General features: G+C 69.4%; 27 protein-coding genes, 1 tRNA gene and 1 pseudogene. 12 read left to right on the forward strand and 17 right to left on the reverse strand.

What is annotated here, in order from left to right; genetic code table 11:
* Positions 1-21: 21 nt before the first annotated feature.
* Positions 22-720 (reverse strand): helix-turn-helix transcriptional regulator, encoded by a 699-nt coding sequence (locus AB0N89_RS07660; protein ID WP_364201300.1) that lies wholly within the window; start codon positions 718-720, stop codon positions 22-24.
* A gap of 489 nt (positions 721-1,209) precedes the next feature.
* Here AB0N89_RS07660 and AB0N89_RS07665 point away from each other — a divergent pair, with 489 nt between their 5' ends.
* Positions 1,210-1,815, forward strand: a complete 606-nt coding sequence (locus AB0N89_RS07665) for a response regulator transcription factor (protein ID WP_364201302.1) — start codon at positions 1,210-1,212, stop codon at positions 1,813-1,815.
* Between the two features lie 12 nt (positions 1,816-1,827).
* Here AB0N89_RS07665 and AB0N89_RS07670 read toward each other — a convergent pair whose 3' ends face one another.
* Entirely contained in the window at positions 1,828-2,925 is a 1,098-nt protein-coding gene (locus AB0N89_RS07670) for a YbdK family carboxylate-amine ligase (RefSeq protein WP_364201305.1), read from the reverse strand.
* Positions 2,926-3,060: 135 nt separating this feature from the next.
* On the opposite strand from AB0N89_RS07670, the gene pip reads away from it, so the two are divergent.
* Positions 3,061-4,005, forward strand: coding sequence for a prolyl aminopeptidase (gene pip, locus AB0N89_RS07675; protein WP_364201307.1), 945 nt, complete (start codon positions 3,061-3,063; stop codon positions 4,003-4,005).
* Between the two features lie 56 nt (positions 4,006-4,061).
* Here the strand turns inward: pip and AB0N89_RS07680 are convergent, their stop codons facing one another.
* Both AB0N89_RS07680 and ligD (AB0N89_RS07685) read right to left on the reverse strand, forming a co-directional pair.
* The gene (locus AB0N89_RS07680; RefSeq protein ID WP_364201310.1) at positions 4,062-4,877 is read right to left on the reverse strand and encodes a hypothetical protein; all 816 of its coding nucleotides are present in this window, start codon (positions 4,875-4,877) and stop codon (positions 4,062-4,064) included.
* Positions 4,878-5,031: 154 nt separating this feature from the next.
* A complete protein-coding gene (gene ligD, locus AB0N89_RS07685; RefSeq protein WP_364201313.1) occupies positions 5,032-5,988 on the reverse strand; it encodes a non-homologous end-joining DNA ligase in 957 nt (318 codons plus the stop codon).
* 46 nt (positions 5,989-6,034) lie between these two features.
* Between ligD (AB0N89_RS07685) and ligD (AB0N89_RS07690) the strand changes: the two genes are divergently transcribed.
* The 4 genes from ligD (AB0N89_RS07690) (at position 6,035) to AB0N89_RS07705 (ending at position 10,507) form a co-directional block, all read left to right on the forward strand.
* On the forward strand, positions 6,035-6,952 hold the full coding sequence (gene ligD, locus AB0N89_RS07690; protein ID WP_364201316.1) for a non-homologous end-joining DNA ligase: 918 nt from the start codon (positions 6,035-6,037) through the stop codon (positions 6,950-6,952).
* Between the two features lie 152 nt (positions 6,953-7,104).
* Positions 7,105-7,641, forward strand: coding sequence for a MarR family winged helix-turn-helix transcriptional regulator (locus AB0N89_RS07695; protein ID WP_364201319.1), 537 nt, complete (start codon positions 7,105-7,107; stop codon positions 7,639-7,641).
* A gap of 78 nt (positions 7,642-7,719) precedes the next feature.
* Positions 7,720-9,084: an aminotransferase class V-fold PLP-dependent enzyme gene (locus AB0N89_RS07700; RefSeq protein WP_364201322.1), complete on the forward strand. Its 1,365-nt coding sequence runs from the start codon at positions 7,720-7,722 to the stop codon at positions 9,082-9,084.
* A gap of 34 nt (positions 9,085-9,118) precedes the next feature.
* Positions 9,119-10,507 carry an amino acid permease gene (locus AB0N89_RS07705; protein WP_364201325.1) on the forward strand — a complete coding sequence of 463 codons (1,389 nt, stop codon included), beginning with the start codon at positions 9,119-9,121 and terminating at the stop codon, positions 10,505-10,507.
* Here the strand turns inward: AB0N89_RS07705 and AB0N89_RS07710 are convergent.
* The gene (locus tag AB0N89_RS07710) at positions 10,485-11,459 is read right to left on the reverse strand and encodes an ROK family transcriptional regulator (protein ID WP_364201328.1); all 975 of its coding nucleotides are present in this window, start codon (positions 11,457-11,459) and stop codon (positions 10,485-10,487) included. The genes AB0N89_RS07705 and AB0N89_RS07710 overlap by 23 nt on opposite strands.
* 8 nt (positions 11,460-11,467) lie before the next feature.
* Positions 11,468-11,890, reverse strand: coding sequence for a helix-turn-helix domain-containing protein (locus tag AB0N89_RS07715; RefSeq protein ID WP_364201331.1), 423 nt, complete (start codon positions 11,888-11,890; stop codon positions 11,468-11,470).
* A 125-nt stretch (positions 11,891-12,015) separates the two neighbouring features.
* Here AB0N89_RS07715 and AB0N89_RS07720 point away from each other — a divergent pair, with 125 nt between their 5' ends.
* Positions 12,016-13,428: an MFS transporter gene (locus tag AB0N89_RS07720; protein ID WP_364201586.1), complete on the forward strand. Its 1,413-nt coding sequence runs from the start codon at positions 12,016-12,018 to the stop codon at positions 13,426-13,428.
* Here AB0N89_RS07720 and AB0N89_RS07725 read toward each other — a convergent pair.
* Positions 13,368-13,832 (reverse strand): SRPBCC family protein, encoded by a 465-nt coding sequence (locus AB0N89_RS07725; protein ID WP_364201333.1) that lies wholly within the window; start codon positions 13,830-13,832, stop codon positions 13,368-13,370. The genes AB0N89_RS07720 and AB0N89_RS07725 overlap by 61 nt on opposite strands.
* A gap of 65 nt (positions 13,833-13,897) precedes the next feature.
* Between AB0N89_RS07725 and AB0N89_RS07730 the strand changes: the two genes are divergently transcribed.
* Positions 13,898-14,389, forward strand: a complete 492-nt coding sequence (locus AB0N89_RS07730; RefSeq protein ID WP_364201336.1) for a hypothetical protein — start codon at positions 13,898-13,900, stop codon at positions 14,387-14,389.
* On the opposite strand, the gene AB0N89_RS07735 is transcribed toward AB0N89_RS07730, so the two are convergent.
* The 3 genes and pseudogenes from AB0N89_RS07735 to AB0N89_RS07745 form a co-directional block, all read right to left on the reverse strand.
* Positions 14,370-15,368 (reverse strand): aliphatic amidase, encoded by a 999-nt coding sequence (locus AB0N89_RS07735; RefSeq protein ID WP_364201339.1) that lies wholly within the window; start codon positions 15,366-15,368, stop codon positions 14,370-14,372. The two genes, AB0N89_RS07730 and AB0N89_RS07735, sit on opposite strands and share 20 nt — an antisense overlap.
* Positions 15,355-15,977: pseudogene (locus AB0N89_RS07740) on the reverse strand (AmiS/UreI family transporter). The gene AB0N89_RS07735 and the pseudogene AB0N89_RS07740 overlap by 14 nt, the downstream one beginning before the upstream one ends.
* 85 nt (positions 15,978-16,062) lie before the next feature.
* On the reverse strand, positions 16,063-17,139 hold the full coding sequence (locus AB0N89_RS07745) for a substrate-binding domain-containing protein (protein ID WP_364201342.1): 1,077 nt from the start codon (positions 17,137-17,139) through the stop codon (positions 16,063-16,065).
* Positions 17,140-17,226: 87 nt separating this feature from the next.
* Here AB0N89_RS07745 and AB0N89_RS07750 point away from each other — a divergent pair, with 87 nt between their 5' ends.
* Entirely contained in the window at positions 17,227-17,637 is a 411-nt protein-coding gene (locus AB0N89_RS07750) for a MarR family transcriptional regulator (protein ID WP_364201345.1), read from the forward strand.
* Between the two features lie 3 nt (positions 17,638-17,640).
* Here AB0N89_RS07750 and AB0N89_RS07755 read toward each other — a convergent pair whose 3' ends face one another.
* From AB0N89_RS07755 to AB0N89_RS07765, 3 genes are all read right to left on the reverse strand, one after another.
* Positions 17,641-18,288: an MFS transporter gene (locus AB0N89_RS07755; RefSeq protein WP_364201348.1), complete on the reverse strand. Its 648-nt coding sequence runs from the start codon at positions 18,286-18,288 to the stop codon at positions 17,641-17,643.
* Positions 18,289-18,404: 116 nt separating this feature from the next.
* Positions 18,405-18,764, reverse strand: a complete 360-nt coding sequence (locus tag AB0N89_RS07760) for a peptidase inhibitor family I36 protein (protein WP_364201351.1) — start codon at positions 18,762-18,764, stop codon at positions 18,405-18,407.
* 24 nt (positions 18,765-18,788) lie between these two features.
* Positions 18,789-19,397, reverse strand: a complete 609-nt coding sequence (locus AB0N89_RS07765; RefSeq protein ID WP_364201353.1) for a C39 family peptidase — start codon at positions 19,395-19,397, stop codon at positions 18,789-18,791.
* 226 nt (positions 19,398-19,623) lie between these two features.
* On the opposite strand from AB0N89_RS07765, the gene AB0N89_RS07770 reads away from it, so the two are divergent.
* Complete coding sequence (locus tag AB0N89_RS07770; protein WP_364201356.1) at positions 19,624-20,394, forward strand: XRE family transcriptional regulator; 771 nt, start codon at positions 19,624-19,626, stop codon at positions 20,392-20,394.
* Positions 20,395-20,533: 139 nt separating this feature from the next.
* Here the strand turns inward: AB0N89_RS07770 and AB0N89_RS07775 are convergent.
* The 3 genes from AB0N89_RS07775 to AB0N89_RS07785 form a co-directional block, all read right to left on the reverse strand.
* A tRNA-Arg gene (locus tag AB0N89_RS07775) sits at positions 20,534-20,607 on the reverse strand.
* Between the two features lie 242 nt (positions 20,608-20,849).
* On the reverse strand, positions 20,850-21,239 hold the full coding sequence (locus AB0N89_RS07780) for a peptidase inhibitor family I36 protein (protein WP_364201359.1): 390 nt from the start codon (positions 21,237-21,239) through the stop codon (positions 20,850-20,852).
* 186 nt (positions 21,240-21,425) lie between these two features.
* Positions 21,426-22,475, reverse strand: a complete 1,050-nt coding sequence (locus tag AB0N89_RS07785; RefSeq protein WP_364201589.1) for a LacI family DNA-binding transcriptional regulator — start codon at positions 22,473-22,475, stop codon at positions 21,426-21,428.
* Between the two features lie 121 nt (positions 22,476-22,596).
* On the opposite strand from AB0N89_RS07785, the gene AB0N89_RS07790 reads away from it, so the two are divergent.
* Complete coding sequence (locus tag AB0N89_RS07790) at positions 22,597-23,775, forward strand: MFS transporter (RefSeq protein WP_364201362.1); 1,179 nt, start codon at positions 22,597-22,599, stop codon at positions 23,773-23,775.
* 100 nt (positions 23,776-23,875) lie between these two features.
* Positions 23,876-25,012, forward strand: coding sequence for an ATP-binding protein (locus tag AB0N89_RS07795; protein ID WP_364201592.1), 1,137 nt, complete (start codon positions 23,876-23,878; stop codon positions 25,010-25,012).
* On the opposite strand, the gene AB0N89_RS07800 is transcribed toward AB0N89_RS07795, so the two are convergent.
* Positions 24,986-25,624, reverse strand: coding sequence for a histidine phosphatase family protein (locus tag AB0N89_RS07800; protein WP_364201364.1), 639 nt, complete (start codon positions 25,622-25,624; stop codon positions 24,986-24,988). The two genes, AB0N89_RS07795 and AB0N89_RS07800, sit on opposite strands and share 27 nt — an antisense overlap.
* Positions 25,625-25,628: the final 4 nt, after the last annotated feature.

The raw sequence follows: 25,628 nt of genomic DNA on the forward strand, positions 1-25,628 counted from the left end.
CATGACACTCGGGAGTGAGGATCAGGCCGCGTGCTTGAACGGCTCCGGCCGGTGCCGCAGGTCGGGCAGCGCGAGCAGGACCGGCGGGTCGAACAGGCGCTTCGGGCGCACCCGCAGGTCCGCCAGCCGCGCGGTGACGCCCGGCTCGACGGTGATCGGGCCGTGGTGCCCGGTGTACCCGGTGCCGCGGCGGGTGAGCGGTCCGGTCACGCAGTGCGCGACGAGGTGCCAGGTGCCCTCCGGCACCTCGGTCAGCTGATAGGGGCCGGGGGCGTCGATGACCGTGTAGCGCACGGGCGCGCCCTCGGGGATACGGGTCGGGAAAAGACCGACGAAGACGAGGCCGGGCGAGATCTCCGGCGGCGCCGACACGAAACCGCGGACGATCGCCGGCTTCGTCCCGGGACGGGGTTCGCCCGTCAGACGGTGCTGGAAACCGCCCTGCTGGCGGTACGCGGAGGGGGAGAGTCCGACGCGGCTGCTGAACCGCGTGCTGAAGGTGCCGACACTGTTGTAGCCGACGCGGTGGCTGATGTCGGCGACCGTGATCGAGGTCGTCAGCAGCAGGCGTTTGGCCTCGTCGAGCCGCAGCGCGGACAGGAACCTGCCGGGCGAGACGCCGGTGGCCTGCTGGAACACCCTGGTGAAATGGAATTTGCTGAACGTCGCGGCGCGGGCGATGTCGTCGATAGTGAGCTCTTCGCCCAGTTTCTCGTTCATGGCGCCAATGGCTCGCTCCACGGCTCGCCGGACAGTCTCATCCATTGTACCGTCCTTTCGCTCGAGGATTTCTGGCGTGCTTTGCGGTTTCGACAGTAGTGTTCGCCGTCGCTTCTCCTGAAGTGCTTGATTCACCGCCGGATATGGATTCATGTGTGCGGGGACGTGAAAATTTCACGGTCCCCGCGGCGGGTCCCGGGAAGGCCGCACATCATGGGGTGACCATGCGAAAACCACAGGTCGCCGGTGGTGTGAACACTGGATCTCCGCAGCGTGCGACCGCAAAATTCCTGGTAGCGCATTCACGCCGGAACTTCCCCGGCCGTGTTGGCGCGGTCCGAAGAACGTATTCCCGCGGCAACACAGAACCGGCCCTTGACCGCGTCCCCCCGCGGCGGTCAAGGGCCGGTTTCCATTTCGCGGTACAGTTGTGTGAGGCTAGTATTGTCGGCTCGTGGGGCGAGGCGCAGGCGAAAGGCAGATGGGTCGATGATCAAGGTCCTGGTGGCGGAGGACATGCACATTGTCCGTGGGGCCCTGGTCGCGTTGCTCGGCCTGGAGGCCGACATCGAGGTCGTCGCCGAATGCGCCAGCGGGGACGAGATCCTCCCGCTCGCCCGGTCCGCGCGCCCCGACATCGCGCTCATCGACATCGACCTGCCGGGCAAGGACGGGCTCACCGCGGCCGCCGAGCTGCACGAGCAACTGCCCGGCGTGCGGACGCTGATCCTCACCTCGCTCGGCAGCCCCGGAACCCTCCGGCGGGCGCTGGCCGCGAAGGTCAACGGCTTCCTGCGCAAGGACGCGCCCGCCGACAGGCTGGCCAACGCGGTCCGCGGGGTCGCCGCCGGCAGGCGCGTCGTCGACGGCGATCTCGCGCTCGCCGCCTGGGACAGCGAGGAATGCCCGCTCACCGCACGGGAGATCGAGGTGCTGCGGCTGGCCTCGGTCGGCTCCGACCCGACCGAGATCGCGGCGGAACTGTTCCTGTCCGCCGGTACCGTGCGGAACTATCTGACGACGATCGTGTCGAAACTCAGCGCCCGCAACCGGGTCGACGCGGTGCGGATCGCGAAGGAGTCCGGCTGGCTGTGACGCCGCCGGGCGTCAGCGGGTCGGCACGTTCATCGTCGCGTGGGCGAGATCCGCGGCGAACTCGCCGGGGGAAGCCGCTTCGGCGAGCAAACGGCGTTGCCGGGCCGCGCCTGTCCCGTGTTCGAACAGCGAGTCCAGCCCTCGTTCGACGTCTTCCGTGTCGCCGACGGAGTCGAGGGCGGGCCGGATGAAGGCGACGAGTTCGCCGAGCAGCTCCCGCTGATCGGCCTCCCCGCCGGTGAAGACGTCGATGCCCGGCCCGTCGAGACCCCGGCGCGCGGCCGCCGTGAGCGCGGCGCCGATCCGCGACCCGCGGGCCCGCGGCAGCCTAGCCGCTCCGGCGCACGTCGCGACCAGTCCGCGGACCAGCGCCGCGAGAAGCACGGCGTCGTCGACGGCCAGGCAGACGTCGGCGATCCGTACTTCCACCGTGGGGTGGCGCGGGGAGAGGCGGGCGTAGAAGTACACGCCCGCCGTGTCGAGGGCGGCGCCGTGACACAAGGCTTCCCGGACACTCAGGTCGTAGGCGGCCGCGCCGGGCCATTCGTCCGGGGGCCGCGCCGTCGGCCACCGGTCCCAGATCGGGAAGCGCCTGCTCGACCAGCCGGAATCGGCGCCGTGCTCGACCGGGGAGTTGACGCTGATCGCCAGCAACGGCGCGAGCCACGGCCGGAGCCCGGCGAGGACCCGCGCGCCGATGTCCCGCGACGGCAAGCCGACGTGCACGTGGCAGGCGCAGGTTCCCGCGTCGTCGATCAGGTCGGGGAACGCCTGGGCCAGCCGCCGATACCGGGGTTCGGGGGTGAGCGCGTCCCTCCGCAGGTCGCCGGGCGGGATCCCCGCCGCCACCATCAGGCAGCCGTCGTCCTCCGCCGCCGCCGCGACGATCTGCCGCAGCCGGGTCAGGTCCGAGCGCACTTCGTCCAGGCCGTGGCAGATGCCGGTCGCGGTCTCGATCTGGAACCTCATCAGCTCACCGGTGACATCCGGTTCGAGGGCGAGGTTCTCGAGAAGATCGGGTGCGCGTAACGCGACCGAACCGTCCATCGGGTCCAGGAGGACGAACTCTTCTTCCACACCAAGGGTGAAGTTCATGCCGTCAAGCGCCATGGTTCTCCATTTCTGGGGGATTTCGCCGGTAGGAATGAATCTCCCCCTTCCGGTCCGGCGAGGAAAGGGCCGGTGTGCTGAACTTCGTTGCGGCGAAAGTGTTTCGTGCTCTCACTGACGGTCTAGGCTGGCTTCATGATCGACCTTTATCCGCCCGTCGAGCCTTACGACAAGGGGCTGCTCGACGTAGGCGACGGCAACCTCGTCCATTGGGAGACCTGCGGCGATCCGGCCGGGAAACCCGCGGTCGTGCTGCACGGCGGTCCCGGACAGGGCTGTGTTCCGGGCATGCGGCGGATGTTCGACCCGGCACGCTACCGCGTCGTGCTTTTCGACCAGCGCGGCTGCGGACGCAGTACGCCACACGCGAGCGATCCCTCGACCGACATGCGGCACAACACGACGGAACATCTCGTCGCCGACATGGAGCGGCTGCGGGAACATCTGGGCATCGAACGCTGGCTCGTCACCGGCGGTTCGTGGGGCACGACGCTCGCGCTCGCCTACGCCGAACGCTTTCCGGAGCGGGTCACGGAGATCGTCGTCAGCTCGATCAGCACGACACGTCCTTCCGAGATCGACTGGTTGTATCACGGTGCCGGCCGGTTCTTCCCCGAAGCGTGGGATCTCTTCCGCGGCGATCTCTCCGGCGATCTGGTCGCCGCCTACGCGCGTCTCCTGGAGGATCCCGATCCGCACGTGCGCGCCGAAGCCGCTCGTTCCTGGTGTGTCTGGGAGGACACCGTCCTTTCCCTGGAACCCAGCGCGACCGTCCACAATGGTCCGATCGGGGAATGGGAACTGGCGTTCGCGCGCATCGTCACGCACTACTACTCCCACGCGGGCTGGCTGGAACCCGGCGCGCTGATCCGCGACGCCGGCCGGTTGCGGGACATTCCCGGCGTGCTGATCCACGGGCGCCGGGACCTGAGCTGCCCGGTGGACACGGCCTGGGAACTCGCCCGCGCCTGGCCGGGTTCGGAACTGCTGATCGACGACGACTCGGGTCATCATTCGAGCGATCTGAAACGGACCTGGAAGCTGGAAGCCCTGGACCGTTTCGCCTCCAGCGGGTGGTGAGACGACCCGGACGAAATCGCGGTGACACCCGAGAAGGGTGCCACCGCGATCAGAGTTCAGGCAGCGCGCTGAACGACGATGTCGTCGAGCCGGGTGCGCGCGTAGACCCTGACCCCGCCCTCGCCGCCGGCCGCGAACGAGTTGCGCACGGAACCCTTCGTGCTCACGGCGTCCACCGACGCGGTGTCCCCGTCGATGCCGACCTCGATGCCGCCGGACGCGTTCACCAGCTCGGCCGCGCCGTGCGACAGCCGCCCGACGCGGATCGGGCAGTTGGCCGCCTTCGCGATGACGTCACCGTCGGCGCGGTCGATGTCGAAGCTGCCGCCCGAACCGGAGAAGTCGACGCCGGACCGGGCGTGCCCGATCCACACCTTCCCGGTGGCGCCCACGTACTTGACGGTGCCTTCGACCTCGCCGATCCGCAGCCCCGCCGTACTGCCTTCGACGGTCACGGTCCCGGCGACGTGTCCGATGGCGACCTCGCCCGCCGCCAGGTTGCCCCGCACCGCCGCGACGCGGTCGACCTGGATCTTGCCCGAACCCACCTCCAGCTCGCAGTCCCCGAACCGGCCCTCGGCGAGCACGTCCGACCAAGCGGTGTTCAAGACCAGCTTGGAACCGGTGGGCACCGCGATCGTGATCGCCACTGAGCCGCTCTTGCCGCCGGCCTTCTTCGTCTCGATGGTCAGCTCGCCGCCGGCGAAGCCGACCTTGGTGTTCCCGGCGACCTTGACGTCCGACTTGCTGGTGGCGTCGATCGGCTCGACCGACACGACGGTGTCCGAACGGTCGCTCGCGGTGACGCGCACCCGGGCGCCGGCGGTGGTCAGCGTGGCGGTGATCGGCGACAGCGTGGTGAAGACGGACATGGTGGGAACTCCCTCGGTGGTGGTGCTCTGGTGTTGTCGAGGCAACGATCGCCGACCGCGCTGACACCGGACCGCCACCGCGCTGACACGCCGGGGACGCGATGTCAGGCGACGGGGAGGTGCTGGGTGAGGAAGAAGGGCCGCGCGGTCGTGCTCACGGCAGTTCGACGTCCTCCGGCGCCTTGTCCGCCCGCAGCCCCCGCCAGGTGGTGTGCCGCAGCCGTCCGTCCGGCGTCCAGTTCCGGTGCACGACCTCGCCGACGAGCTCAGGCTCCACCCAGTGCACCCCTCGCGCCCGATCACGCGGGACCTCCGAGGCGAAGGGAGGCGTCTTCCGCTCCAGCGGAGTGAGGCGGCCGTGCAGGTCTTCGAGGACCTTGTCGCTGAACCCGGTCCCGACGTCGCCGACGTACCGCAGCTCGCCGGACTCGCCGTGCGCGCCCAGCAGCAGCGCGCCCAAGGTCCCCGAGCGCCGTCCCTCACCGGGGCGCCAGCCGCCGATCACGACCTCCTGCGTGAGCCACAGTGCCCGTTTGATCCACTGCCGGGTCCGTTTGCCGGGGTGGTAGCGGCTGTCGAGCTTCTTCGCGATCAGCCCTTCGAGGCCATGCTGCCGGACGACGTCGAGCAACCAATCGGGTGAGATGTCGTCGTCGGTGTAGCCCGGCGGGACGACGACGCGGCCGCCGACGTCCAGCGAGGTCAGCACGTCGCGGCGGGCAGCGTAGGCCTCGTCGAGGAGGCTGTCGCCGTCGAGGAGCAGCACGTCGAAGGCGAAAAAGTGCACCGGGCTGCGCTCCAGCAGCGACGCGTCGGGCGTGCGCAGGTGCCGGGTCTGCAACAGCGGGAAGCTGGGCCGTCCCTTGTCGTCGAGAACGACGATCTCGCCGTCGAGGACGACTTCGCGGCCTTCGAGCGCTTGAGCGGTCACGTCCGGGTACGTCGCCGTGATGTCGAGGCCGCGACGGCTGGTCAGGCGCGTCTCGCCGTCGCGCGCGACGCGCAGGCAGCAGCGGTAGCCGTCCCATTTGTATTCGTACCCCCACCCGCCGGTGGGCAGGTCGCCGTCGGTCGCCAGCATCGGGGCGATCGCGTCCGGCACGGTACTCATGCCTCACGGTACCCCGGAAACCCCGCCGGTGATCTATCGTCGAAGGGTGCCTGAGGAGCGGATAACGGTCGAGGTCGAGGGACGGCGGCTGGGGCTGTCCAATCTGGACAAGGTGCTCTATCCGGCACACGGTTTCACCAAACGCGAGGTCCTCGACTACTACCGCCGGGTCGCCCCGGCCATGCTCCCGCATCTGCGCGACCGCGCCGCCACGTTCCGCCGGTTCCCGGACGGCGTCGACGGCGAACCTTTCTACGAGAAGAACGTTTCCCGTCACGCGCCCGAATGGGTGCGCACCGCCCGGCTCACCAACCGCGGCCGCCGGGGCGGTGAGGAGACCCTCGACTACCCGGTGGTCGGGGATCTCCCGACGCTGATGTGGGCGGCCAATCTCGCCGCGCTCGAACTGCACGTTCCACAGTGGACGGTCGGGCCGCGTGGCGCGCGGAAGCCGCCCGATCTGCTGGTGTTCGACCTCGATCCCGGTCCGCCCGCGGACGTCGTCGACTGCTGCCGGGTCGCCGAGACGCTCGGCGACCTGCTCACCGGAGACGGCCTGACGGTGTACGCGAAGACGAGCGGGAACAAGGGAATGCAGCTGTATTGCCCGGTGCGCACCCGTTCCGACGAGCGCACGTCGGAGTACGCCAAGGCGGTCGCGGAGGAGCTCGCGCGCCGCTCACCGGAAACCGTCGTCGCCCGCATGACGAAGGCGATCCGTCCCGGCCGCGTGTTCATCGACTGGAGCCAGAACAACACCGCCAAGACCACCATCGCGCCCTACTCGCTGCGCGGCCGCGCCGTCCCGACCGTGTCCACCCCGGTGACCTGGGAGGAGGTCGAGGCCTGCCGCAAGGCCGCCGACCTGCTGTTCACCGCCGATCAGGTGATCGAGCGCGTCGAGGAGATGGGCGACCTGTTCGGCGACATCACCGAGCACCGCGCGGCCGTTCCCGTCCGGTGAGGCGGCCCGGGGTTGTCCGGAACAGGACAGGATCGGGACCCGAAAAGACCACTGTGGACTCACGCCGTTCCGCCTACGATCGGCGGATCGGGTGCGCGGGGGTGCGTGCCCATCGGGCTGGTGCCTCCGGGGGCCGGTGAGGATGTGGGCTGTTGACCGGGTATCACACGCTGGCCGAGACCGAGAACGCCGTGCGCGCCAAGCTGGGCGGGATCCCGCTGTTGTGGGAGCGGATGGAGGCGGTGGCCAACCTCCACCGCGCCGCCACGGCGGTCCGGCTGCATTTCGAGAACTCGGTCCTGCGCACCGCGGGTCTCACCTGGACCGCGTTCGTGGTGCTCTGGGTGGTGTGGATCTTCGGCGAGAAGGAGACCAGGCACGTCGCCGCGGAGTCCGGGATCACCAAGGGCACGCTGACCGGGGTGATGAAGACCCTGGAAGCCCACGGCCTGGTCACCCGGCGCAAACACCCCGACGACGGACGGCTGGTGCTGCTCGCGCTGACGCCCGAGGGGGAGCGGCTGATGCGGGAGCTGTTCCCGGAGTTCAACCAGGAGGAAGCGTTCGTCACCGAGCGGCTCGACCCGGCGGAATGCACCGAGTTGGCGGTATCGCTGCGGGAGATCGTCAAGCAACTGGAAGAGAAGGGTGAAGAGCGGCGCCAGGCGGCGGTCGCCAAGGGGCGCTGACCCCTACCGAAGACGGTTGCGCGAGACCTCCGGCGACTCCTACGTTTTTTGGAGCCGAACGATCGAAGGGCGCCCTTGATGGACTTCCGGTACTGGCTCGGGCAGGCGTTGACGTCGAACGAGGCGTGGGCGGAGACGTTCACCCCCGTCCGGCCGCATCCGTCGCTGGAGATCTCCGACGGGCGGTTCGAGACCGCGTTCGAGGAGTTCACCGAGCGCCTGAAGGACAACTACCCGTTCTTCCATCCGTCCTACGCGGGCCAGATGCTCAAACCGCCGCATCCGGCCGCGGTGGTCGGCTACCTGACCGCGATGCTGGTCAACCCCAACAACCACGCGCTCGACGGCGGCCCCGCGACGGCCGGGATGGAACGCGAGGTGGTCCAGCAGCTGGCCACGATGTTCGGCTACACGGAACATCTGGGGCATCTGACCACCAGCGGCACGGTGGCGAACCTGGAGGCGTTGTTCGTCGCGCGGGAAACGCATCCGGGCAAGGGGATCGCGTACAGCGCCGAGGCGCACTACACGCACGGCCGGATGTGCGGCGTGCTCGGCGTCGAGGGCCACACGGTGCCCGTCGACGCCCGCGGCGCGATGGACCTCGACGCGCTCGAAGACCTGCTGCGCACCGGGAAGATCGGCACCGTGGTGCTCACCGCGGGAACGACCGCGCTCGGCACGGTGGAACCGATCCACGAAGCCCTGGCGCTGCGCGAACGTTACGGCGTCCGGGTGCACGTCGACGCGGCCTACGGCGGCTTCTTCCGGCTTCTGTCCGGTTTGGACGGTCCGGAAGGGTTGCCCGAAGCCCCGTGGAACGCCATCGCCGAGGCCGATTCGATCGTGATCGACCCGCACAAGCACGGTCTCCAGCCCTACGGCTGCGGCGCGGTGCTGTTCAAGGACCCCACGGTGGGCCGGTTCTACCTGCACGATTCGCCGTACACCTACTTCACCTCGGAGGATCTGCACCTCGGTGAGATCAGCCTCGAATGCTCGCGGGCGGGCGCGGCCGCCGCCGCGTTGTGGCTCACCTTCCGGGTGCTGCCGCCCACGCCCGACGGGCTGGGCAAGGTCCTCGCGGCCGGACGCCGCGCGGCGCTGCGATGGGCGAAACTGCTGGAGGACTCCGAGCGGTTCGACCTCTACCAGCCGCCGGAGCTCGACATCATCACCTATTTCCCCCGCACGGAACCGCTTGCGCTGTCGAAGATCGACGAGGCGAGCGCGCGGATCATGCGCGTCGGCATGGCCGCGGCGAAGGATCCGGTGTTCCTCAGCACGCTCCGGGTGAGCGAGGCGCGGTTCGGTCTGCGTCACACCGGAGTCGACGCGGACGCGGACGGCGCGAGGATCCTGCGTAGCGTGCTGATGAAGCCCGAAAGCGAGGACCACGTCGACCGGCTGCACGAACGGCTGGAAGAGTTGTCCCGCGGTTGAACTCCGAGTACCGCTGCGAACGAATGGAACCGCCATGCCCGCACCAGGCCCCGCCGAACCCGTGACCGCGACCGAGACCCGGTCGCTCGGCACCGGCTTCCGGCGGCGGCACGTCACCATGCTGGCCATCAGCGGGGCGATCGGCGCCGGGCTGTTCGTCGGCACCGGCGCGGGGATCAAGACCGCGGGTCCCGGCATCCTGCTGTCCTATGTGGTCGCCGGTCTGCTCATGGTGCTCGTCATGCGGATGTTGGGCGAGATGGCGGCCGCCGAGCCGAGCAGCGGTTCGTTCTCGGTGTACGCGGAGAAGGCGCTCGGACGCTGGGCCGGGTTCACCGTCGGCTGGCTGTACTGGTCGCTGCTGGTGGTCGTGGTGGCCGCCGAGGCGACCGCGGCGGCCGGGATCGCGAACGGGCTGCTGCCCGGGATTCCACAGTGGACCTGGGTGCTGCTGTTCATGGCGGTGCTGACCGTGGTGAACCTGTTCGCCGTGCGCTCGTTCGGGGAGTTCGAGTTCTGGTTCGGCGCGATCAAGGTGACCGCCGTGGTCGGCTTCCTCGTGCTCGGCACGCTGGCGGTGTTCGGCATCCTGCCGGGGACGACGCCGGTCGGCCTGAGCAACCTGACCGGGCACGGCGGGTTCCTGCCCAACGGCCTGCAGGGTGTGCTGACCGGCCTGCTCGCGGTCGCGTTCTCCTTCGGTGGCATGGAACTGGTCACCATCGCCGCGGCGGAGTCCGAAGACCCGGCGGACTCGATCCGCCGCACCACGCGCACGGTCATCGTGCGACTGCTGCTGTTCTACGTCGGTTCCGTGGCGCTGATGGTGTTGTTGCTGCCGTGGGAGACCGCTTCGGCCAACGCCAGCCCGTTCGTGATGATCCTGGAGCGGATCGGCGTGCCGGCGGCGGCGCTGCTGATGAGTTTCGTCGTGCTGACGTCGCTGCTTTCCGCGCTGAACGCGAACCTCTACGGAGCCTCGCGGATGGTGTTCTCGTTGGCCGAGCGCGGGGAAGCGCCGCGCGCGATGCTGAAGCTGTCCGGCGCGGGCGTTCCCCGGACGGCGGTGCTGTCGTCGGTGGCCTTCGGTTTCGTGGCCGTGCTGCTGAACTTCCTCGCGCCCGAACACGTGCTGCCGTTCCTGCTGAACGCCATCGGGGCGAACATCCTGCTGGTCTGGATCTTCGTCGCCGTGTCCCAGTTGCGGTTGCGCAAGGCGGCGGAACGCGACGGCACGGCCGCGGACCTGCCGGTGCGGATGTGGGGTTTCCCTTGGCTCAGCTGGGTCGCCCTGATCGCGATGGCGGGCGTCCTCATTCTCATGTGGACGGACGCCGACGCGCGCACGCAGCTGTTCACCAGTGGCGCGGTGGCCGTGCTGATCGTGGTGATCAGCCTGCTCAGGCGACGTCCGCGACGCTGAACAGTTCGCGTTCCACGCGGCTCAGCGCCAGCCGCACCGCGCCGAGCGCCACCGAGTCCTCGCCGAGCGTCGACGTCTCGACGCGCACCGGGAACAGGCACAGCCGGGTGAGCTCGGCGCGCAGCGGCGCGGTCAGCCGGTCTCCGGCGCCGCCGATCACGACGAGTCGCGGGTCGACGGCGAGCACGGCCGCGGCGACCAGGTCGACGAATCCGCCTGCCCGCCGCAGGGCGCCGATCTCGCCCGCCGCGCCGTGGTGGCCGTCGTGCAGCTTCCCGCCGAGCAGCAGCCCCAGCGAAACGGTGCGCCCGGCGCGCACGTAGACGACGTCGTCGACGCCGTGCGCGACACCGCGCCAGTGCTCGGCCAGCGTCGCGAGTTTGGTGTCGTTCCCGGCCAGCACCGGGCAGCCGCCGCCGAACTCCACCGGCAGGTCGACGCCGGTCCAGCCGGGAAGACGGTCGTCCCGGACGACCTTGCCGCCGGACACCACGCCCGTCGTGCCGATGCCGAGCACCCGCACGTTCGTGTGGCCCCGGACGGCGACGCCGAGCACCCGGCGCGCGGTGCCGAGCCGGTCGGCCGCGGCCATTTCCGGGGTGAGGTCGGCCTTCACCCGCCCGATGACCTCGCCCCGCAGGTCGGCGACCAGGCACAACGCCTGACGCGAGCCGACTTCGAGGCCGGCGACCTGCCCCGATTCGGGGCGGAAGCGGTAGCGCTTGGCGGGCCTGCCCACCGGTCTCGGCGCGCCGGGGGAGAGCGGGACCTCCTCGACCAGGCCCTGCCCGCCGAGGTCGGAGGCGATTTCCTCGACCGTCGGCCGGGACACCTCGCTCGCCTTGACCAGTTCCGCGAGGGTGAGTTCCTCGGCCGCGTACAGCGCTCGCAGGACGGCGACGGCGTTGAGCCGCCGCAGCAGTGACGGATCCCCTCCGGACAGTCTGGCCATGCGACTCCCTAGGCGGTGACGCGTTTGTCGTACCGGGCGCGCGCGACGGCGATCTCGCTCTGGTGGTCTTCGGTCCAGGTGACCAGCGACTGGATGGTCTTGTGCAGGGTCATGCCCAGCGGCGTCAGCGCGTAGTCCACGCGGGGCGGCACGACCGGATAGACGGTCCGGGACACGAGCCCGTCGCGTTCGAGGTGACGCAGCGTGGTGGTGAGCATCCGCTGGCTGATGCCGTCGATCTTGTACTTCAGTTCGGTGAACCGGAGGGTGTTCCGGTCGAGCAGCGCGATGACCAGCAGCGACCACTTGTCCGCCACCCGGTCCAGGATCTGGCGGACCTCGCAGTCCTCACGGGTGTCCCACTGGAAGGCCTCGTAGTCCTCCTCGGTGAGTTCACAACGACTGGGTGAGTTCAAAGTGCCTTCTTCCATGGTCACCGATAGTGTCCGAAGATCTCCTTGGTTACAAGAGGGAACCGACCGGCAGATGGGTAACCGTCGGTCCCTTGGTCACTGAGGGAGAATCGATCTTGACTACAACGCGTGCCGCGGACCGGATGAGCGGACGTGCCTGGGGCGTGCTCCTGGTGCTGTGCGGCGCCATCTTCCTGGAGGGCATCGACGTCGCGATGCTGAACGTGGCGCTGCCGTCCATCCGGGCCGAACTCGGCCTGTCGACAGCGACGCTGAGCGGCGTGGTGAGCGCCTACGTGCTCGGCTACGGCGGGTTCATGCTGCTGGGCGGGCGCGCCGCGGACCTGTACGGCCGCCGCCGCATGTTCCTCACTTGGCTGGTGGTGTTCCTCGTCTTCTCCGGCCTCGGCGGGTTCGCCACCGAAGGCTGGATGCTGCTGCTCGCCCGGTTCGTCACCGGGGTCGCCGCGGCCTTCATGACCCCCGCGGGCCTGTCGATCATCACCACGAGCTTCGAAGAAGGCCCGAAACGCACGAAGGCACTGCTGTTCTACGCCGGCACCGCGGCGGGCGGCTTCTCGCTGGGCCTGGTCATCGGCGGACTGCTGACCAGGATCGACTGGCGCTGGGTGTTCTTCACGCCGGTGATCCTGTCCGCGGTCATCCTGGCCGCCGCGCTCTGGCTCATCAAGGAGCCGTCGAAGCAGGCACGGGTCCCCCGAAGCCTGGACATCGGCGGAGCCGTCACCGTGACCGCGGCGATGCTGCTGCTCGCCTACGGGGTGGTCCGGCTGGAACATCCCCGGCAGGGCTGGGGCTGGACGATCGCTTCCTTCGCCGGGGGAGTGGCGGCGCTGGCGGCCTTCGTGGCCCTCGAACGCCGCTCACCCGCGCCGCTGGTGCGGCTGGGCATCTTGCGGTCGGGACCGCTGATGCGAGCGAACACCAGCGCCCTGCTCTACGCGGGCTCGTTCTTCGGGTTCCAGTTCCTCGTGACGCTGTACCTGCAGGAACTCCGCGGCTGGTCGACGCTGGAGACGAGTCTGGCGCTGCTGGCGACCGGGATCGACGCGATCCTCGCGCCGACGCTGACTCCCCGGCTGGTGGCGAAGTTCGGCAACACGCGGGTGATCTTCGGCGGCCTCGTGCTCGCTTCGGTGGCGTACGCGCTCTTCCTGCCGCTGGGCATGGACTGGACGTACGCGGCGATGTTCCCGTCGATGATCCTCTTGGGCCTCGGATTCGCCCTGGCCTACGGCCCGCTGACGATCGTCGCCACCGACGGGATCGCCGAGGAGGAGCAGGGATTGGCGGGCGGCCTGCTGTACACCGCCTTCCAGTTCGGGGCGGCGCTCGGGCTGTCCGCGGTGACCGCTGTCAGCGCGGCCGCCCTCGGGGACGGTTCGCCGCAGGCCGCACTCGGCGGTTTCCGGGCGGCGCTGGTCGTGCCGCTGGTGATGGCCGTCGTCGCCGCGATCATCATCGCGCCCCGCCGTCAGCGGGCTTCGGCGAAGGAAGCCAGATTGGCCAAGGAAGAGGCGATCCCGGCTTCGTGATCCGCCTGGCCGATGCCGGACGGCACGTCCGTCGCGGTGACGGTCACTTCGGTGCCGTCACCCGCGGCGGCGAGATCCCAGGTCATCGTCATGGTGCCCGCGAACGACGGGTCGTCGGACTCGAAGACGGCCAGCTGCACCACGCGTTCCGCAGGCACCAGGTCGGCGAAGCCGACTTCGACGATGTCCGTCGCGTCCGACGATTTGCCGGGCGCGGCGGACGCGTCGAGGTAGGTGAGGGTCATCCGGAAGCCGCCGCCGGGCCGCGGGTCCCAGTGCTCGATCCGGCCGCGCATGCCCTCGGGCGGCAACCACGCTTCGAGGGATTCCCGGTCGAGGAGGGCGTTGTAGACGGTCGCGGGCGATGCGGTGATGATCCGGCTGCCGCTGTCGATCCTGTCCATGGTCCCGAGTCTAGGGCGGATAGGCTGCTCGACGCGGATCACGGACGGCGGTGGTCCGGGGAGGGGTGATCCACATCGAGTACTTCATCGCCTGGTCCGCCTTTCTCGGCGGCTGGCTTCTCGTCGCCGGGCCGATGTACCAGGGCGCGCTCGAACTCCGTGAGGAGAGCGAGCGGTTCGGCGATCTGCGGTCGGTCAAGGACGCGCCGCGTCCCTCGTTCGGCAAGCCCGTTTCGCGGTGGTGGTGGTTGCTGCCGCCGGTGGCCATCGCCAAGGAACGGCGACGGCGGGCCAAGGCGCACCGCGAGGTCATGCAGTCGCTCACGACCGAGCAGCGGCGCACCATGGCCACCTTCGCCAACAAGGCCCGCGGCTGGTTCATCGTGACCGGGGGCGCGTTCTTCATCGCCCTCAAGGAAACCTGGCACCTGAACCATCTGTACCACTGGCCTTTGTGGACCTACTTCGCGCTGGTGCTCGTCCCGCTGGTGGCGAGTTTCGCCCACACGTCACGGGGTGTCCGGCTCACCGTCCTCATCATGGGTTCCGAGGAGTGATGGTGTCGCGGGTGATCGACTCCACGTTCTCCTGCGCCTTCTTGGCGTCGGTGACCCAGAGCTTGTAGAAGTCGAACGGGCAGTCCGCGACGCCCTTGTCGCCTTCGTCCGCGTCCTGCACGCCGGTGTAACCGCGGTGCAGGAGCTTGAAGATGTGGTTCTGCGACTGGTCGTAGGTGCGCGCGTCCCGGATCGCCGACACCGAAAGCTGCGCGTACTGGATCCCGTATTCCTCCTCGCCGGTCTCGCCGAGCGTGCGCCCGTCGAAGCCGATGATCGCGGAATGGCCGAAGTAGGAGTACACGCCGTCGAAACCGGCGGCGTTCGCGACGGCCACGTAACAGTTGTTGGCCCATGCCATCGCCTTGGCCATCAGCACCTGCTGGTCCTTGGCCGGGTACATGTAGCCCTGGCAGCGCACGATCAGCTCGGCGCCCTTCATCGCGCAGTCGCGCCAGATCTCCGGGTAGTTCCCGTCGTCGCAGATGATCAGCGAGATCTTCATGCCCTTGGGGCCGTCGCTGACGTAGGTCTCCTCGCCGGGGTACCAGCCTTCGATCGGGCACCACGGCAGGATCTTGCGGTACTTCTGGACGATCTCGCCGCGGTCGTTGATGAGCACGAGCGTGTTGTACGGCGGCTTGTTCGGGTGGTCCTCGTGCCGCTCGCCGGTGATGGAGAAGACGCCCCAGGTCTGGGCTTCCCGGCAGGCGGCGGCGAAGATCTCGGTTTCCTCGCCGGGAATGCTCGCGGCCGTCTCGTACATCTCCTTGGGGTCGTACATGATGCCTTGCGTCGAGTATTCCGGGAAGATCACCAGATCCATCCCGGGCAGCCCGGTCTTCATGCCCACCACCATTTCGGCGATCTTGCGGGCGTTGGCGAGGACTTCGGCCTTGGTGTGCAGCCGCGGCATCTTGTAGTTGACCACCGCGACGCCGACCGTGTCCGGGCTGGCGGAAATGTCACCGTGTCGCATGAAGACTCCTTTTCTCGGAAGGTTTTTCAGGACGTCGAGAGATCCCGCCGCGGCGACCAGCGCCACCGCGATCGCGGCCGCCAGCAACGCCGTCCCGGCATCGCTGCGGTAGGCACCGGTCAGGCCGAGGAAGGCGGGCACCGTGCAGGTCGGCTGGCTGAGCAGCAGGACGGTCCAGCCGGTGAACCGCGTCAGGTTCTCCTTGCCGAGGCCGAGCACCAGGAAGAACAAGGTCCACAGCAGCGCCCAGGACAGCCAGATGACGCCGAACACCGGATCGTTGTCGTGCCAGAAGGCGATTCCCGCGTACACCACGGCGGCGCCCGCCACGAAGAGCGAGAACCAGCCGATGCCTTCGGGCTCCAGTCCGGCGAGGTTCGCGATGCCGACGTACAGATAGGTGAAACCGAACAGGTACAGCCCGGACGCGGCGAGGATCGCGTCCGGATTCCCGCCCGCCTGGACGATCAGCACGGTCGGGGTGACGCATTGCAGTGCGCCGACGAACAGGTTCAGCACCGCCGCCGAGCGCGCCGGTATCCGGCCGAGCAACATCAGGCCGTTGATCATCAAGGCGGCGCCGACATAGAGCAGGCCCACGTTGCCCATGCTCACCTCTGCGTAACGTGCATCACGTGGAATAATTTCAAATGAAAGTATGTGGTGTGCCGGAGCGAGTCAAGAGGGTCTGGTTCTACAGCCGGGTGAGGACTTCGAAGTCGTAGCCGTCGGCGACCGCGAGGTGGACGTGCTGGTCGGCCTGCTGCCCGCGGAACTCGATCGTGCCGCGCGGGCCGTGGTACGCGACGCCGTCGATAGCCGCGTTGAGCGCGGGCAGATCCGGCGTCCCCGCCCGGCGGACGAGTTCCGCCAGCGTGTGCAGTCCCTCGTAGCAGGATTCGGCGGCGTTGTTCAAAGCCGGCGCGCCGGGACCGTTGCGGTCGACGTAGCGGCCGAGCAGGTCCATCGCGTCGGCGGTGACCATGGAGCGGAAGTAGGCGGCGGAGACGTAGAGGCCGCCGGTGGCGTTCGCGCCGCTGGCGAGGAGCATGTTCTCCTCCATCAACGGGCTGAAGCGGATCAAGCGGTCACTGAGTCCCTGGGAGGCGAAGGCACGGTTGAAGCGGACCGCGTCCTGTCCGACCAGCAACATGAGCACACCGTCGCTTGTGGACTGTTCGACCGAACGGACCACTGTGGACATATCGCCCTCGCCGAGTCCGACGAACGCCTCGCCGGTGATGCGCAGACCGAGATCCTTGGCGTAGTGCCGGATCGCCCGCGCCGACCGGTGCGGCCAGACGTAGTCGTCGCCGACGACGAACCAGCGCCGTGCGCCGATGTGGTCGCGCAGCCAGCGCAGCGCCGGTTCGATCTGGCACCGCGGCGTCTCGCCTGTGCAGAAGATGCCCGAACGGCGCTCGCCGCCTTCGTAGAGCGACGTGTACACGTACGGGATCCTGTCGGCCACGACCGGCGCGAGCGCGTTCCGGACGGAGGAGATGTGCCAGCCGCTCACCGCGTCGACCCGCCCGCTGTCGACCAGGCGCCGCAGGTCTTCGGCCACCCGCCCCGGGCTGCCGCCGCCGTCGACCACCTCGGCCTCGACCTGCCTGCCGAGGATCCCGCCGGACTCGTTGAGTTCGTGGACGGCGAGCTCCGTGATCGCCTCGCAGGACGGGCCGAACAGCCCGGCGGGCCCCTGCAACGGGACCACCATGGCCACGCGCCAGGTGTCGTCGCGGGGCCGTGTGGCGAGGCGTAGGGGCATGGCGCTCCGTGCGGTGGCCCGGTAAGGTCAAAGTGCTTTCACCTGGAAGTATTACGAGGGTGTCCGGTTTTGGCAAGGGGACGGGATATGGGGACACGCGGCGTCGCGACCGCCGAAATGTCGATCACCGGCTCGCTCACCCGTGCCGCCCGGGCCGTCGCCTCCAGGGTCGAGCAGGTGCTCGCCAAGGAAGGCCTCACCCTGGACCAGTGGCTGGTCCTGGCCGCGCTGAGCGGCAAGGGCGGTCTCGCGATGGCCGACCTCGCCGACCGGACGCTGGCCACCGCCCCGACCCTGACCAGGGTGGTCGACAAGCTGGTGACCACCGCGCAGGCCTACCGCGAGGTCGACGCCGCGGACAGGCGCCGCGTACTCGTCCACCTCAGCGCCCGCGGCCGGGCGACGCACCGGCGGGTGGCCGCGAAGGTGTCGGAAGTGGAAGCCGGGCTCGACGTGCCGGACGAGCTGCTCGCGGCGTTGCGGGGTCTCGGCGACTGAAGGTCAGGCGTGCGGCGGGTACGGCATCGGCCGGGCCGGCGTTTTCGCCTTGACCAGCGCGACGATGCCGAGGACTCCGGCGACGACGAGCGCGGCGAACACGAACAGCGCGGCCACCATGAACACCACGCGGAAACCGGTGGCGTCCGAGAGCAGTCCGCCGAGGACCGGGGCGAGCACCAAGGCGACGACACCGAGGCCCGCCGTGACCCCGGCCGCGGCCCCGCGACCGGCCTGGAGCCGCCGGATCAGGGCGACGGTCACCCCGAGAACGGCGCCCGCGCCGAGCCCGGTGAGCACCCGGCCGACCAGGAACAGGCCAGTGTTCGGGACGAAGACGACCAACAGCACGCCGAGGAGCATCAAGGCGATCGCGGGCACGGCCACAGGCGTGGGGAAGCGCGCACCGAGCAGCATGCCCGCCGGGAAGGCGATCGCGGCCGCGACGAGGTACGCGACGAGGCCGTTCAGCAGCAAGGACTGACTGGACATGCCCAGATCGATCTGCAGGGCCGACCCGCCATCGAAGCGGTAGATCACGGTGACCAGGAAAAGGCCGATGAGCGAGGCGAAACCGGGCCCGATGACCAGCCACCAAGGCTGCCCGGTGGCCGCCCGTGGGTCACTCTGTGGCGGGGACGGTACGTACATGCGCACAACCTATAGCGCCGACGGGGTTCCTGGATCGCGCGCTGTCCAGGGACCCCGCCGGCAGGTGCTCCGCGTGGCAGGTGACCTTCCCGTGCTGACCGGATGTCAGCGCGAGATCAGGTGTGGGCGAACCCGTCGTGCCGATAGCCGGAGGCGGAGTAGCCGGGCTTCAGCGGTACCCCGGTTGTCGGGTTGGGGCAGCCGTTGAGCAGGCTTTGTCCTTGGTTGGTGTGGTTGTACACCGAGTAGTACGGGAACGGTGTGCGGCGGCAGGTCTGCCCGGTGTAGGGACCGACTTCCCACTTCCTGCCGGTGTAGCCGGCGTGGTCCCAGAAGCAGATGTGCCCGGTCCCGCAGTGGCGGGCGAGTGCTTCGGGGGCCGGCTGCGGCGTGAATGCCGCCGCGTCGGCGGGTGGAGCGAACAGGATGGCGGCGGCCACCGCCAGGAACGCGCTGACCTGGTGCGGGTGTTTCATGATCGGCTCCAGTCTTTGTCCTGGTCAGGCAGTGGGGCGGACGTGGGCGACGTGGATGGCTTTCAAGGTCGGCAGCGTGATCCAGTAGGCGGCGTTCTTGTTGAACCCGGCACCGCCCGAGGCCGGATCGGAGACCAGGACCTGTTTGGTGGCCGGGTTGTAGCCGATGGCGGTGAACCAGTGCTGCACGCCGACCTTGTTGCCGCTCCATCCCGGCGGCAGTTCGGACTTGCTGCCGATCTCGATCGCGATGGGCAGCGGGCGCTTCTTGTTGATCGCGCCGGTGACGCCGGTCCAGACGTCACCGGTGCTGGGCTGCCAGCGCAGGCTGGGGGTGTACTTGTTCAGCCCCGCCGCCACTCCGGTGCGATAGGTCCCGCTGCCGGGGCTGGTGTGCTCGTCGATCCCGAGCTGCCGCTGGCTCGGCAGCCGGTCGGGCCGGACCAGCGCCGACAACGCGATGCGGGTCGCGGCCGGGCCGCAGTTGTAGCTCTCGGTCTGGTGCTGCCAGGAGACCTTGAGGATCACCGGCGCCGCCGCGGCCACGGTGGTGTGATCGCCTCCGTCCGCGACGGTCGCGGACGTGGCGTGGGCTGTCGAGTTCCCGAGCGCGAGGGCGGCGAGCACTGCCATTCCGGCCATCGTGACGACGCGTCGCCGACGGTCCGAGGAGGTGTTCCTGTTCATGATCACTCACTTCCGATCCGGTGTTCAGGTGCTGCGAGAAGGTCTCGCTTTCCCGAGTTCACACCGGCCCGACCTGCGGTTGGCCTCAATCCGGACGGCCCTGGACGCTTACGGACGTCCATGGATGATCTTGTGTCAGAATGGTCACCCACCGTGTTCGAGGGGGTTTGTGGTGGACGAGGCGGACCCGAACAGAATTCATACGCCGGGCGACCTGAAACAGGAATTCGACTTGCTTCGCCGAGCCGCCGGACGCCCGCTCGGCAAACATCAGCTGTCGCTGCAAGATCTGGTCACCCGGGTGGAGAAGGAGCGGGGGAGTGAGGTCCCCCGCAGCACGTTGCACAGCTATCTGTCCGGTTCGACTCTCGCTCCGGCGGAGATCTACGAGGCCATCTTGCGGGCGCTCGGGGTGGGCGTCGCGCGGATGGGACCGTGGGCCGAAGCCTGGGAGCGGCTGGACGACGCCCGGCGGGAGCCGGCCGGTGACGGCCGCGGTGGCCCAGAACCCGAGCCCGAACCCGAGCCTGAAGCCACTGCGGCCGCTCCTGCGCGCCGGAAGTATGTGGCGGCTGGCGCGCTGGCCGCGGCGTTCCTGCTGGCGGCGGTGGTCATCATCGTGATCGTCACCTGGAGCCGGACGCTTCCGGCCGGTACGGCGGCGCCGGAGGACCAGCCGAGGGCGGACGAGTGCACCTACAAACTGGTGGGCACGCCTGTGCGGGTACGTCCGGCGCCTCGCTTGACCACCGAGCAGTACAGCACGATCAATGTCATCAGCCAGCCCGTCCTCGGCGCTTGTCAACCGACACAGGGCGAGCCGGGCACCGACACCTGCGGCATCGGTGCGGCGACTGTCACCACTTACATCGAGGTTCGGTTCCCGTACCAGGGCTGGGTGTTCCAGCCCTGCCTGCATTTGGTGAGCGGTCCCTCGAAATAACCCCGGTGTGGCCGGGTATCCGGCAGCCGCGGATCAACGGTGAGTTGTCGGCCTCGGCGCGGGAAACCATGGTGGATCCTGACGTCGAGGAGTACGGGGCCCCTGGCCACTTTCGTGACCAGGGGCTTCCCTGGCGGCGTGCCCCCGGCAGGACTTGAACCTGCGACCTAGAGATTAGAAGGCTCTTGCTCTATCCAGCTGAGCTACGAGGGCCGACGTCGGCGACATTGGGTGTCGCCCAGCATCGGCAGCTTAGCCGTCGCCAACCTGTCGATCGTTCGACACCGCCAGATCGTTTCAGGTCGAGCCCACCGTTTTTTGGAACGCCCGTGAGCGCGTCACGACGCGGGGTGACGCGCTCACGGGCCGGGGCCGCTTCGGGGGAGCGGCCCCTGGGTTCGCGCAGGTCGCGAGTCGACTCCTCCGCGAGCGACCGGCGCGAACCGCCGGGGTGGTCAGTCCCAGATCTTGAGGGCGCGGATCACGAACGGTCCCTGGGGTACGTAGGTGCCGCCACCCGGATAGGTGATGAAATCTCCCTCCGTCGTGCATTCTTCGCTCTGGTAAATCGTCACGTCCCGGCTCAGCCGGTTGACGAACGAATGCCCGTCGAATCCTTCGGGCAGCGGAATGCATTCCTCGGGATTGGCGGTGCGCAGGTCGAATTTATGCACCGTGCCGCTGAATGATTCTTCGCCCCAGACGCAGAACTCGCCCTTCTGGCAGGCGGGTGCGGGCGGCGCGGTGGCGGCGCTCGCGACGCCGGTGCTGGTCAGCAGGCCGAGCATGGCCAGCAGGAGCACGTGCGGGAGGCGGGCGCGCAGGTTCGTCAGACGTCGTTGCATGGCTGGGATCTCCCCCGTGGATCGGCGGCTCGCGGCCGTCGGTGAATGTGTGATTCCACGATGGCGCGCCAGGAAGGCTTTGTCTGCCCGCATTTCTACTTCTGTGGATAAGTAGTTGTGCGCCGCTCGATCGGGGCGAGTTGTCCACATATCGCCGGGGCGCCTTGCGTGTGCCGAAATCGGCTGCTAAGCGCGCGCGGTGGAATCCCGGACGACCAGTTCGGCGGGAACCTCGGCGGGAGCGGGTGTCTTCTCCCCGCGCAGCAGGCCCAGGACCAGTTCGCCGGCCGCCCGTCCCTTGGCGGCGAGGTCCTGCCGGACGGTCGTCAGCGGTGGTTCGGACCAGCGCGCGGGCGGGACGTCGTCGAAACCCACGACGGAAAGATCACCCGGTACCGACAGCCCGAGGTGCCTGGCCGCCGAGATCGCCGCCAGTGCCAGCAGATCCGACATGCACAGCAGCGCCGTCGGCCGCGGGTGCCGGTCCAGCAGGCCGAAAGCGCTCGGAAGCGCTCCCTCGACCGAAAGTCCGGACGCCTCCCAGATCGGCACGTCCGTCACCGGGACACCCGCCTCGGCCAGCGTCTCCAGGTAGCCGGCCATGCGCTCGCGGTTGTCGTGGAACCGGCTGTTCCCGGCCTCCGCCGCGCTCAGTTCGCCGCCTCGCGGCGCCGAGAGGCACTGCGCCGAGAAGATCCCGATCCGCCGGTGCCCGAGTTCCAGCAGGTGCCGGGCCGCCGCGGCCGCCCCGGCCCGGTCCGCCACCCCGATCCTGGCCGACCCGCGGATGTGCGGCTGATCGATCACCACCAGCGGCAGACCTCGATCCCGGACCGCGCTCAGCGCCGGCGCGCCGTCGGCCAGCGAATACGCCACCGCGATGTCGGCCTGTGCGGCCAGGATCCGCTCCGCGCGAGGTCCGCCGCTCTCGCCGTCGCCGGGAAGCAGCAGGAGGGCGTGGCCTTCGGGGTCGACGACGGTCGAGAGCGCGTCGAGGGTGACCGACAGCGCGGGATCCGAGAACGCCGTCGAGAGATTCGTGTCGAGCAGGACGGCGATCGCGCCGGTACGGCTGGTGGCCAGGCTGCGCGCCGTCGGGTTCGGGCCCGCGTACCCGATCTTCTTGGCCGCTCGGAGCACCTCTTCCCGCAGCTGGGCGGACAGCTGATCGGGCCGGTTGTAGGCGTTGGAGACGGTCGCCCGCGACACCCCGACGGCGTCGGCGACATCGTCCAACGTCGGCCTTCGCCGTCGCGTGCTGGTCACCGGCGCAGTCTAGACCCGGCCGGGACAGGTGGACTTTCTGAAGCGCTTAAGTCATTCTGGGGAAACAGGAAGCGGAAGGAGACTGGGGTTTATGCGTGACCGTACGGCCGTTTTCGTCGTGTTCGCGCTCAACGGGGCCGCGCTCGGCTCCTGGGCGCCGCGGACTCCGGCACTGTCGGAGAGGGTGAACGCCTCGCCGGGCGTCTTCGGCCTGGCCCTGCTGGGCGCCAGCGTCGGCATGCTGATCGCGGCGTCGGTCTCGGGGCGGCTGATCGAACGGCACGGTGCCCGCGCCGTGGTCGCCGGCAGCACGATCATCGCCTGCGCCGCGCTGCCGATGATCGGCTTCTCGACGTCGGTCGCCCTGCTCGCCGGGGCGTTGTTCGTCCTCGGCGCGAGCGTCGGCGCGCTGGACGTCGCGATGAACGTCGCGGGCGTCGAGGTGGAGCGCCGGTCCGGGCAGGCCATCATGCCGGTCCTGCACGCCGGGTTCAGCTTCGGCGCGCTGGCCGGTTCCGTCGCCGCCGGATTCGCCGCGTCGCACCAATGGTCGCCGGGACGGCATCTCACCGTCGCCGCGCTGGCCGCGCTCGTCGTCCTCGCCTTCGTCATAGCGGCCGTTCCCGGCGCGCGACCCGAGCACGCCGAACCCGTCGAGAAGCCGCGGGTGCCCCCGATCAAGCGTCCGGTCCTCTGGCTGCTGGCCGCCATCGCGCTGTTCTCGGCGATCGCGGAGGGCGCGAGTTCGGACTGGTCCGCCCTGCTGATGACGTCCGTGCACGGGGTCGGCGACGGCGCCGCGGCCTTCGCCTACTCCGGGTTCGCCCTGGCCATGGCGCTCGCCAGGCTCGCGGGCGCCTGGCTTCAGAAGCGCTTCGGCGCCACCCGCGCGCTGGCGGTGGGCGCGGGGATCGCCGCCGCCGGGCTCGTGCTGGCCGCGCTGGCGCCCCTCCCGGCGTTCGGATTCGTCGGTTTCGCGCTGGCGGGCGCCGGGCTTGCCGCGGCCTTCCCGATCGCGTTGAGCCTGGCCGGGGCGTCGGGCAAACGCGCCGACGGCACCGGAGGCGAGCGGGAACTGGCCTTCGTCACGGCGATCGCCTACACCGGCTTCCTCGCCGGCCCGCCGCTGATCGGCGGGATCGCGCAGGTGACGTCGCTGTCGGTGTCGTTCCTGTTCGTCGGTCTGACCGCCGCGCTGATCGTGCCGTCCGCGATCGCCGCGGCACGGGCGCGGAAACGGGAGGAGGTCTCGGAACCCGTCGCCCGTTGACAGCCTCGCCGGTCCGCGGGCAAGCTGCTCGGTAAACTGAGATGAATGCGACCTGTTCGCGGTTTCAGGGCGGCTGATCCGGGGGAGGAGCGGCGTGAGGGTGCTGATGCTCGGGGGCGGCAGGGGGATCCCGGCCCGGCTGGTGCGGACCACGTTGCCCCGGCTCGTGCTGGTCCCGGTGGTGTTCCGGCTGGTGATGCTGGCGCAGGCGCTGTGGATGGCCGGTCTCACCGGATCCTCGGTGCTATGGACGTTCGCGGTACTGCACCTGGTGCCGAACGTCGCCGAAGCCGTCTGGATCTTCCGGTGGTCCCCGGCGGGCACGCGGCTGGTGCCGGCGGCCGACGCCGCGGTCGCCGTCCTCTTCGTCCTCGGGACCACGCTGGTCGAGCAGGACGCGGTGATCACGTCGATCACCTGGACCCATCTGATGGGGACGGTGATGATCTGGACGCTGCTGCGCGGTGCGCCGGCGGGAGCGGTGGTCATCGGCGTCGCGGTGGCGCTGCACACCGCGCTGGACCCGGCCGCCACGCTCGGTCTCTTCCTCACGCTCACGACGGCGCTGGTGGCCTCGCTCGCGCTGGTCGGCCTGGTCGGGGCGTCGATGCGGTTCGCGCTCGGGTTCGGGGAGCAGCAAGGGCGCGCGGCCGAACGCGAACGGCACCGCCGCGACGTCCACGACACCGTGCTGCAGGTGATGGAGTCGTTCGCGATCCCCGCGCCCGCCGACGAACTTGACCCGGCGGCCAGCCTCGACCGGCTCCGCCGCACCGCACGCGCCCAGGCCATGCGCATCCGGATCAGCCTCGAGCACGAACCCACCGGACCGGTCGGGCTGCATCAGCGTCTCCGGCTGCTCGCCGCCGAAATGGCCGCGGAGGGCCTGCGTGCCGAGGTCGTCATCCAGGACGAAGGCGCTCCCGAGCTCTCGGAGGAGGCGGCCATGGCCCTGCACGACTCGGCCAGGGAGGCCTTGCGGAACACGCTGAAGCACTCCGGGACCAGGCGGGCCGTCGTCAGCGTCGAGGAGATCGGTGGCGGGGTTTCCCTGACGGTGCGCGATCACGGCGCCGGTTTCGACGTCGGCGACCGGCGCCGCGGCTTCGGTCTCGAGAATTCGATCATCGCGCGGATGGCGGAAGTCGGCGGCTTCGCGCGGATCGAATCGAGCCCGGGGCTCGGGACGAGAGTCGTGCTTCTCGCTCCGTCAGTCCTGCGTGTCCCCGTCGGGTGAGTCACGCCACTGACGGAACGGCCGGTCCAGCGTCCACTTGTCGCCCACCCGCTCGACTACGCGGTATTCGCAGGTCGTCGGATTGGACAGGGACTCGAACAGTTCGATGCTCCAGCCGAAGAGCCGTCGGCAGAGCAACCGGATGGTCAGGCCGTGCGAGACGACCAGCACGGTCTCGGGGTGATCTTCGCCGCACGACGCCAGTTCGCTGAGGAACGCCGCGACCCGGTCGTCGACGTCCGCCCCCGACTCGCCGAACGGCAGCCGGTAGAAGAAGTGCCCGAACTCGTGACGGCGTTGCTTCTGGATCTCCTGTTCGCGCGGGTCCTGGAGGTTGCCCCAGTCCTGTTCCCGCAGCCTCGGCTCCTGCACGATCCGTTCGCAGACGTCGCTGATGTCCAGTAGCCGCAACGTTTCCCGCGTCCGCAGGTATGGGCTGACGTAGACCGCCGGACGCCGGCCGCCGAGGAGCTCCCCGATTTCCGGTCCCGTCAGCCTGGCCTGCTCGCGGCCTTCTTCGGTGAGCGGAAGGGCGTGGTCGGGGATCCGGGTGTAGGCGAGCTCGTCGACGTTGCCGAGCGACTCGGCGTGCCTCAGCAGGATGATCCGCACGCCG

Source organism: Amycolatopsis sp. NPDC089917 (genome assembly GCF_040684635.1).
Classification (GTDB): domain Bacteria; phylum Actinomycetota; class Actinomycetes; order Mycobacteriales; family Pseudonocardiaceae; genus Amycolatopsis.

Excerpts from the sequence above, each read along its gene's own strand:
- AB0N89_RS07660 (WP_364201300.1), bottom strand. The coding sequence starts at position 720 with ATGAACGAGAAACTGGGCGAAGAGCTCACTATCGACGACATCGCCCGC.
- AB0N89_RS07665 (WP_364201302.1), top strand. The coding sequence starts at position 1,210 with ATGATCAAGGTCCTGGTGGCGGAGGACATGCACATTGTCCGTGGGGCC.
- AB0N89_RS07670 (WP_364201305.1), bottom strand. The coding sequence starts at position 2,925 with ATGGCGCTTGACGGCATGAACTTCACCCTTGGTGTGGAAGAAGAGTTC.
- pip (WP_364201307.1), top strand. The coding sequence starts at position 3,061 with ATGATCGACCTTTATCCGCCCGTCGAGCCTTACGACAAGGGGCTGCTC.
- AB0N89_RS07680 (WP_364201310.1), bottom strand. The coding sequence starts at position 4,877 with ATGTCCGTCTTCACCACGCTGTCGCCGATCACCGCCACGCTGACCACC.
- ligD (WP_364201313.1), bottom strand. The coding sequence starts at position 5,988 with ATGAGTACCGTGCCGGACGCGATCGCCCCGATGCTGGCGACCGACGGC.
- AB0N89_RS07700 (WP_364201322.1), top strand. The coding sequence starts at position 7,720 with ATGGACTTCCGGTACTGGCTCGGGCAGGCGTTGACGTCGAACGAGGCG.
- AB0N89_RS07705 (WP_364201325.1), top strand. The coding sequence starts at position 9,119 with ATGCCCGCACCAGGCCCCGCCGAACCCGTGACCGCGACCGAGACCCGG.
- AB0N89_RS07710 (WP_364201328.1), bottom strand. The coding sequence starts at position 11,459 with ATGGCCAGACTGTCCGGAGGGGATCCGTCACTGCTGCGGCGGCTCAAC.
- AB0N89_RS07715 (WP_364201331.1), bottom strand. The coding sequence starts at position 11,890 with ATGGAAGAAGGCACTTTGAACTCACCCAGTCGTTGTGAACTCACCGAG.
- AB0N89_RS07720 (WP_364201586.1), top strand. The coding sequence starts at position 12,016 with ATGAGCGGACGTGCCTGGGGCGTGCTCCTGGTGCTGTGCGGCGCCATC.
- AB0N89_RS07725 (WP_364201333.1), bottom strand. The coding sequence starts at position 13,832 with ATGGACAGGATCGACAGCGGCAGCCGGATCATCACCGCATCGCCCGCG.
- AB0N89_RS07735 (WP_364201339.1), bottom strand. The coding sequence starts at position 15,368 with ATGCGACACGGTGACATTTCCGCCAGCCCGGACACGGTCGGCGTCGCG.
- AB0N89_RS07745 (WP_364201342.1), bottom strand. The coding sequence starts at position 17,139 with ATGCCCCTACGCCTCGCCACACGGCCCCGCGACGACACCTGGCGCGTG.
- AB0N89_RS07750 (WP_364201345.1), top strand. The coding sequence starts at position 17,227 with ATGGGGACACGCGGCGTCGCGACCGCCGAAATGTCGATCACCGGCTCG.
- AB0N89_RS07755 (WP_364201348.1), bottom strand. The coding sequence starts at position 18,288 with ATGTACGTACCGTCCCCGCCACAGAGTGACCCACGGGCGGCCACCGGG.
- AB0N89_RS07760 (WP_364201351.1), bottom strand. The coding sequence starts at position 18,764 with ATGAAACACCCGCACCAGGTCAGCGCGTTCCTGGCGGTGGCCGCCGCC.
- AB0N89_RS07765 (WP_364201353.1), bottom strand. The coding sequence starts at position 19,397 with ATGGCAGTGCTCGCCGCCCTCGCGCTCGGGAACTCGACAGCCCACGCC.
- AB0N89_RS07780 (WP_364201359.1), bottom strand. The coding sequence starts at position 21,239 with ATGCAACGACGTCTGACGAACCTGCGCGCCCGCCTCCCGCACGTGCTC.
- AB0N89_RS07790 (WP_364201362.1), top strand. The coding sequence starts at position 22,597 with ATGCGTGACCGTACGGCCGTTTTCGTCGTGTTCGCGCTCAACGGGGCC.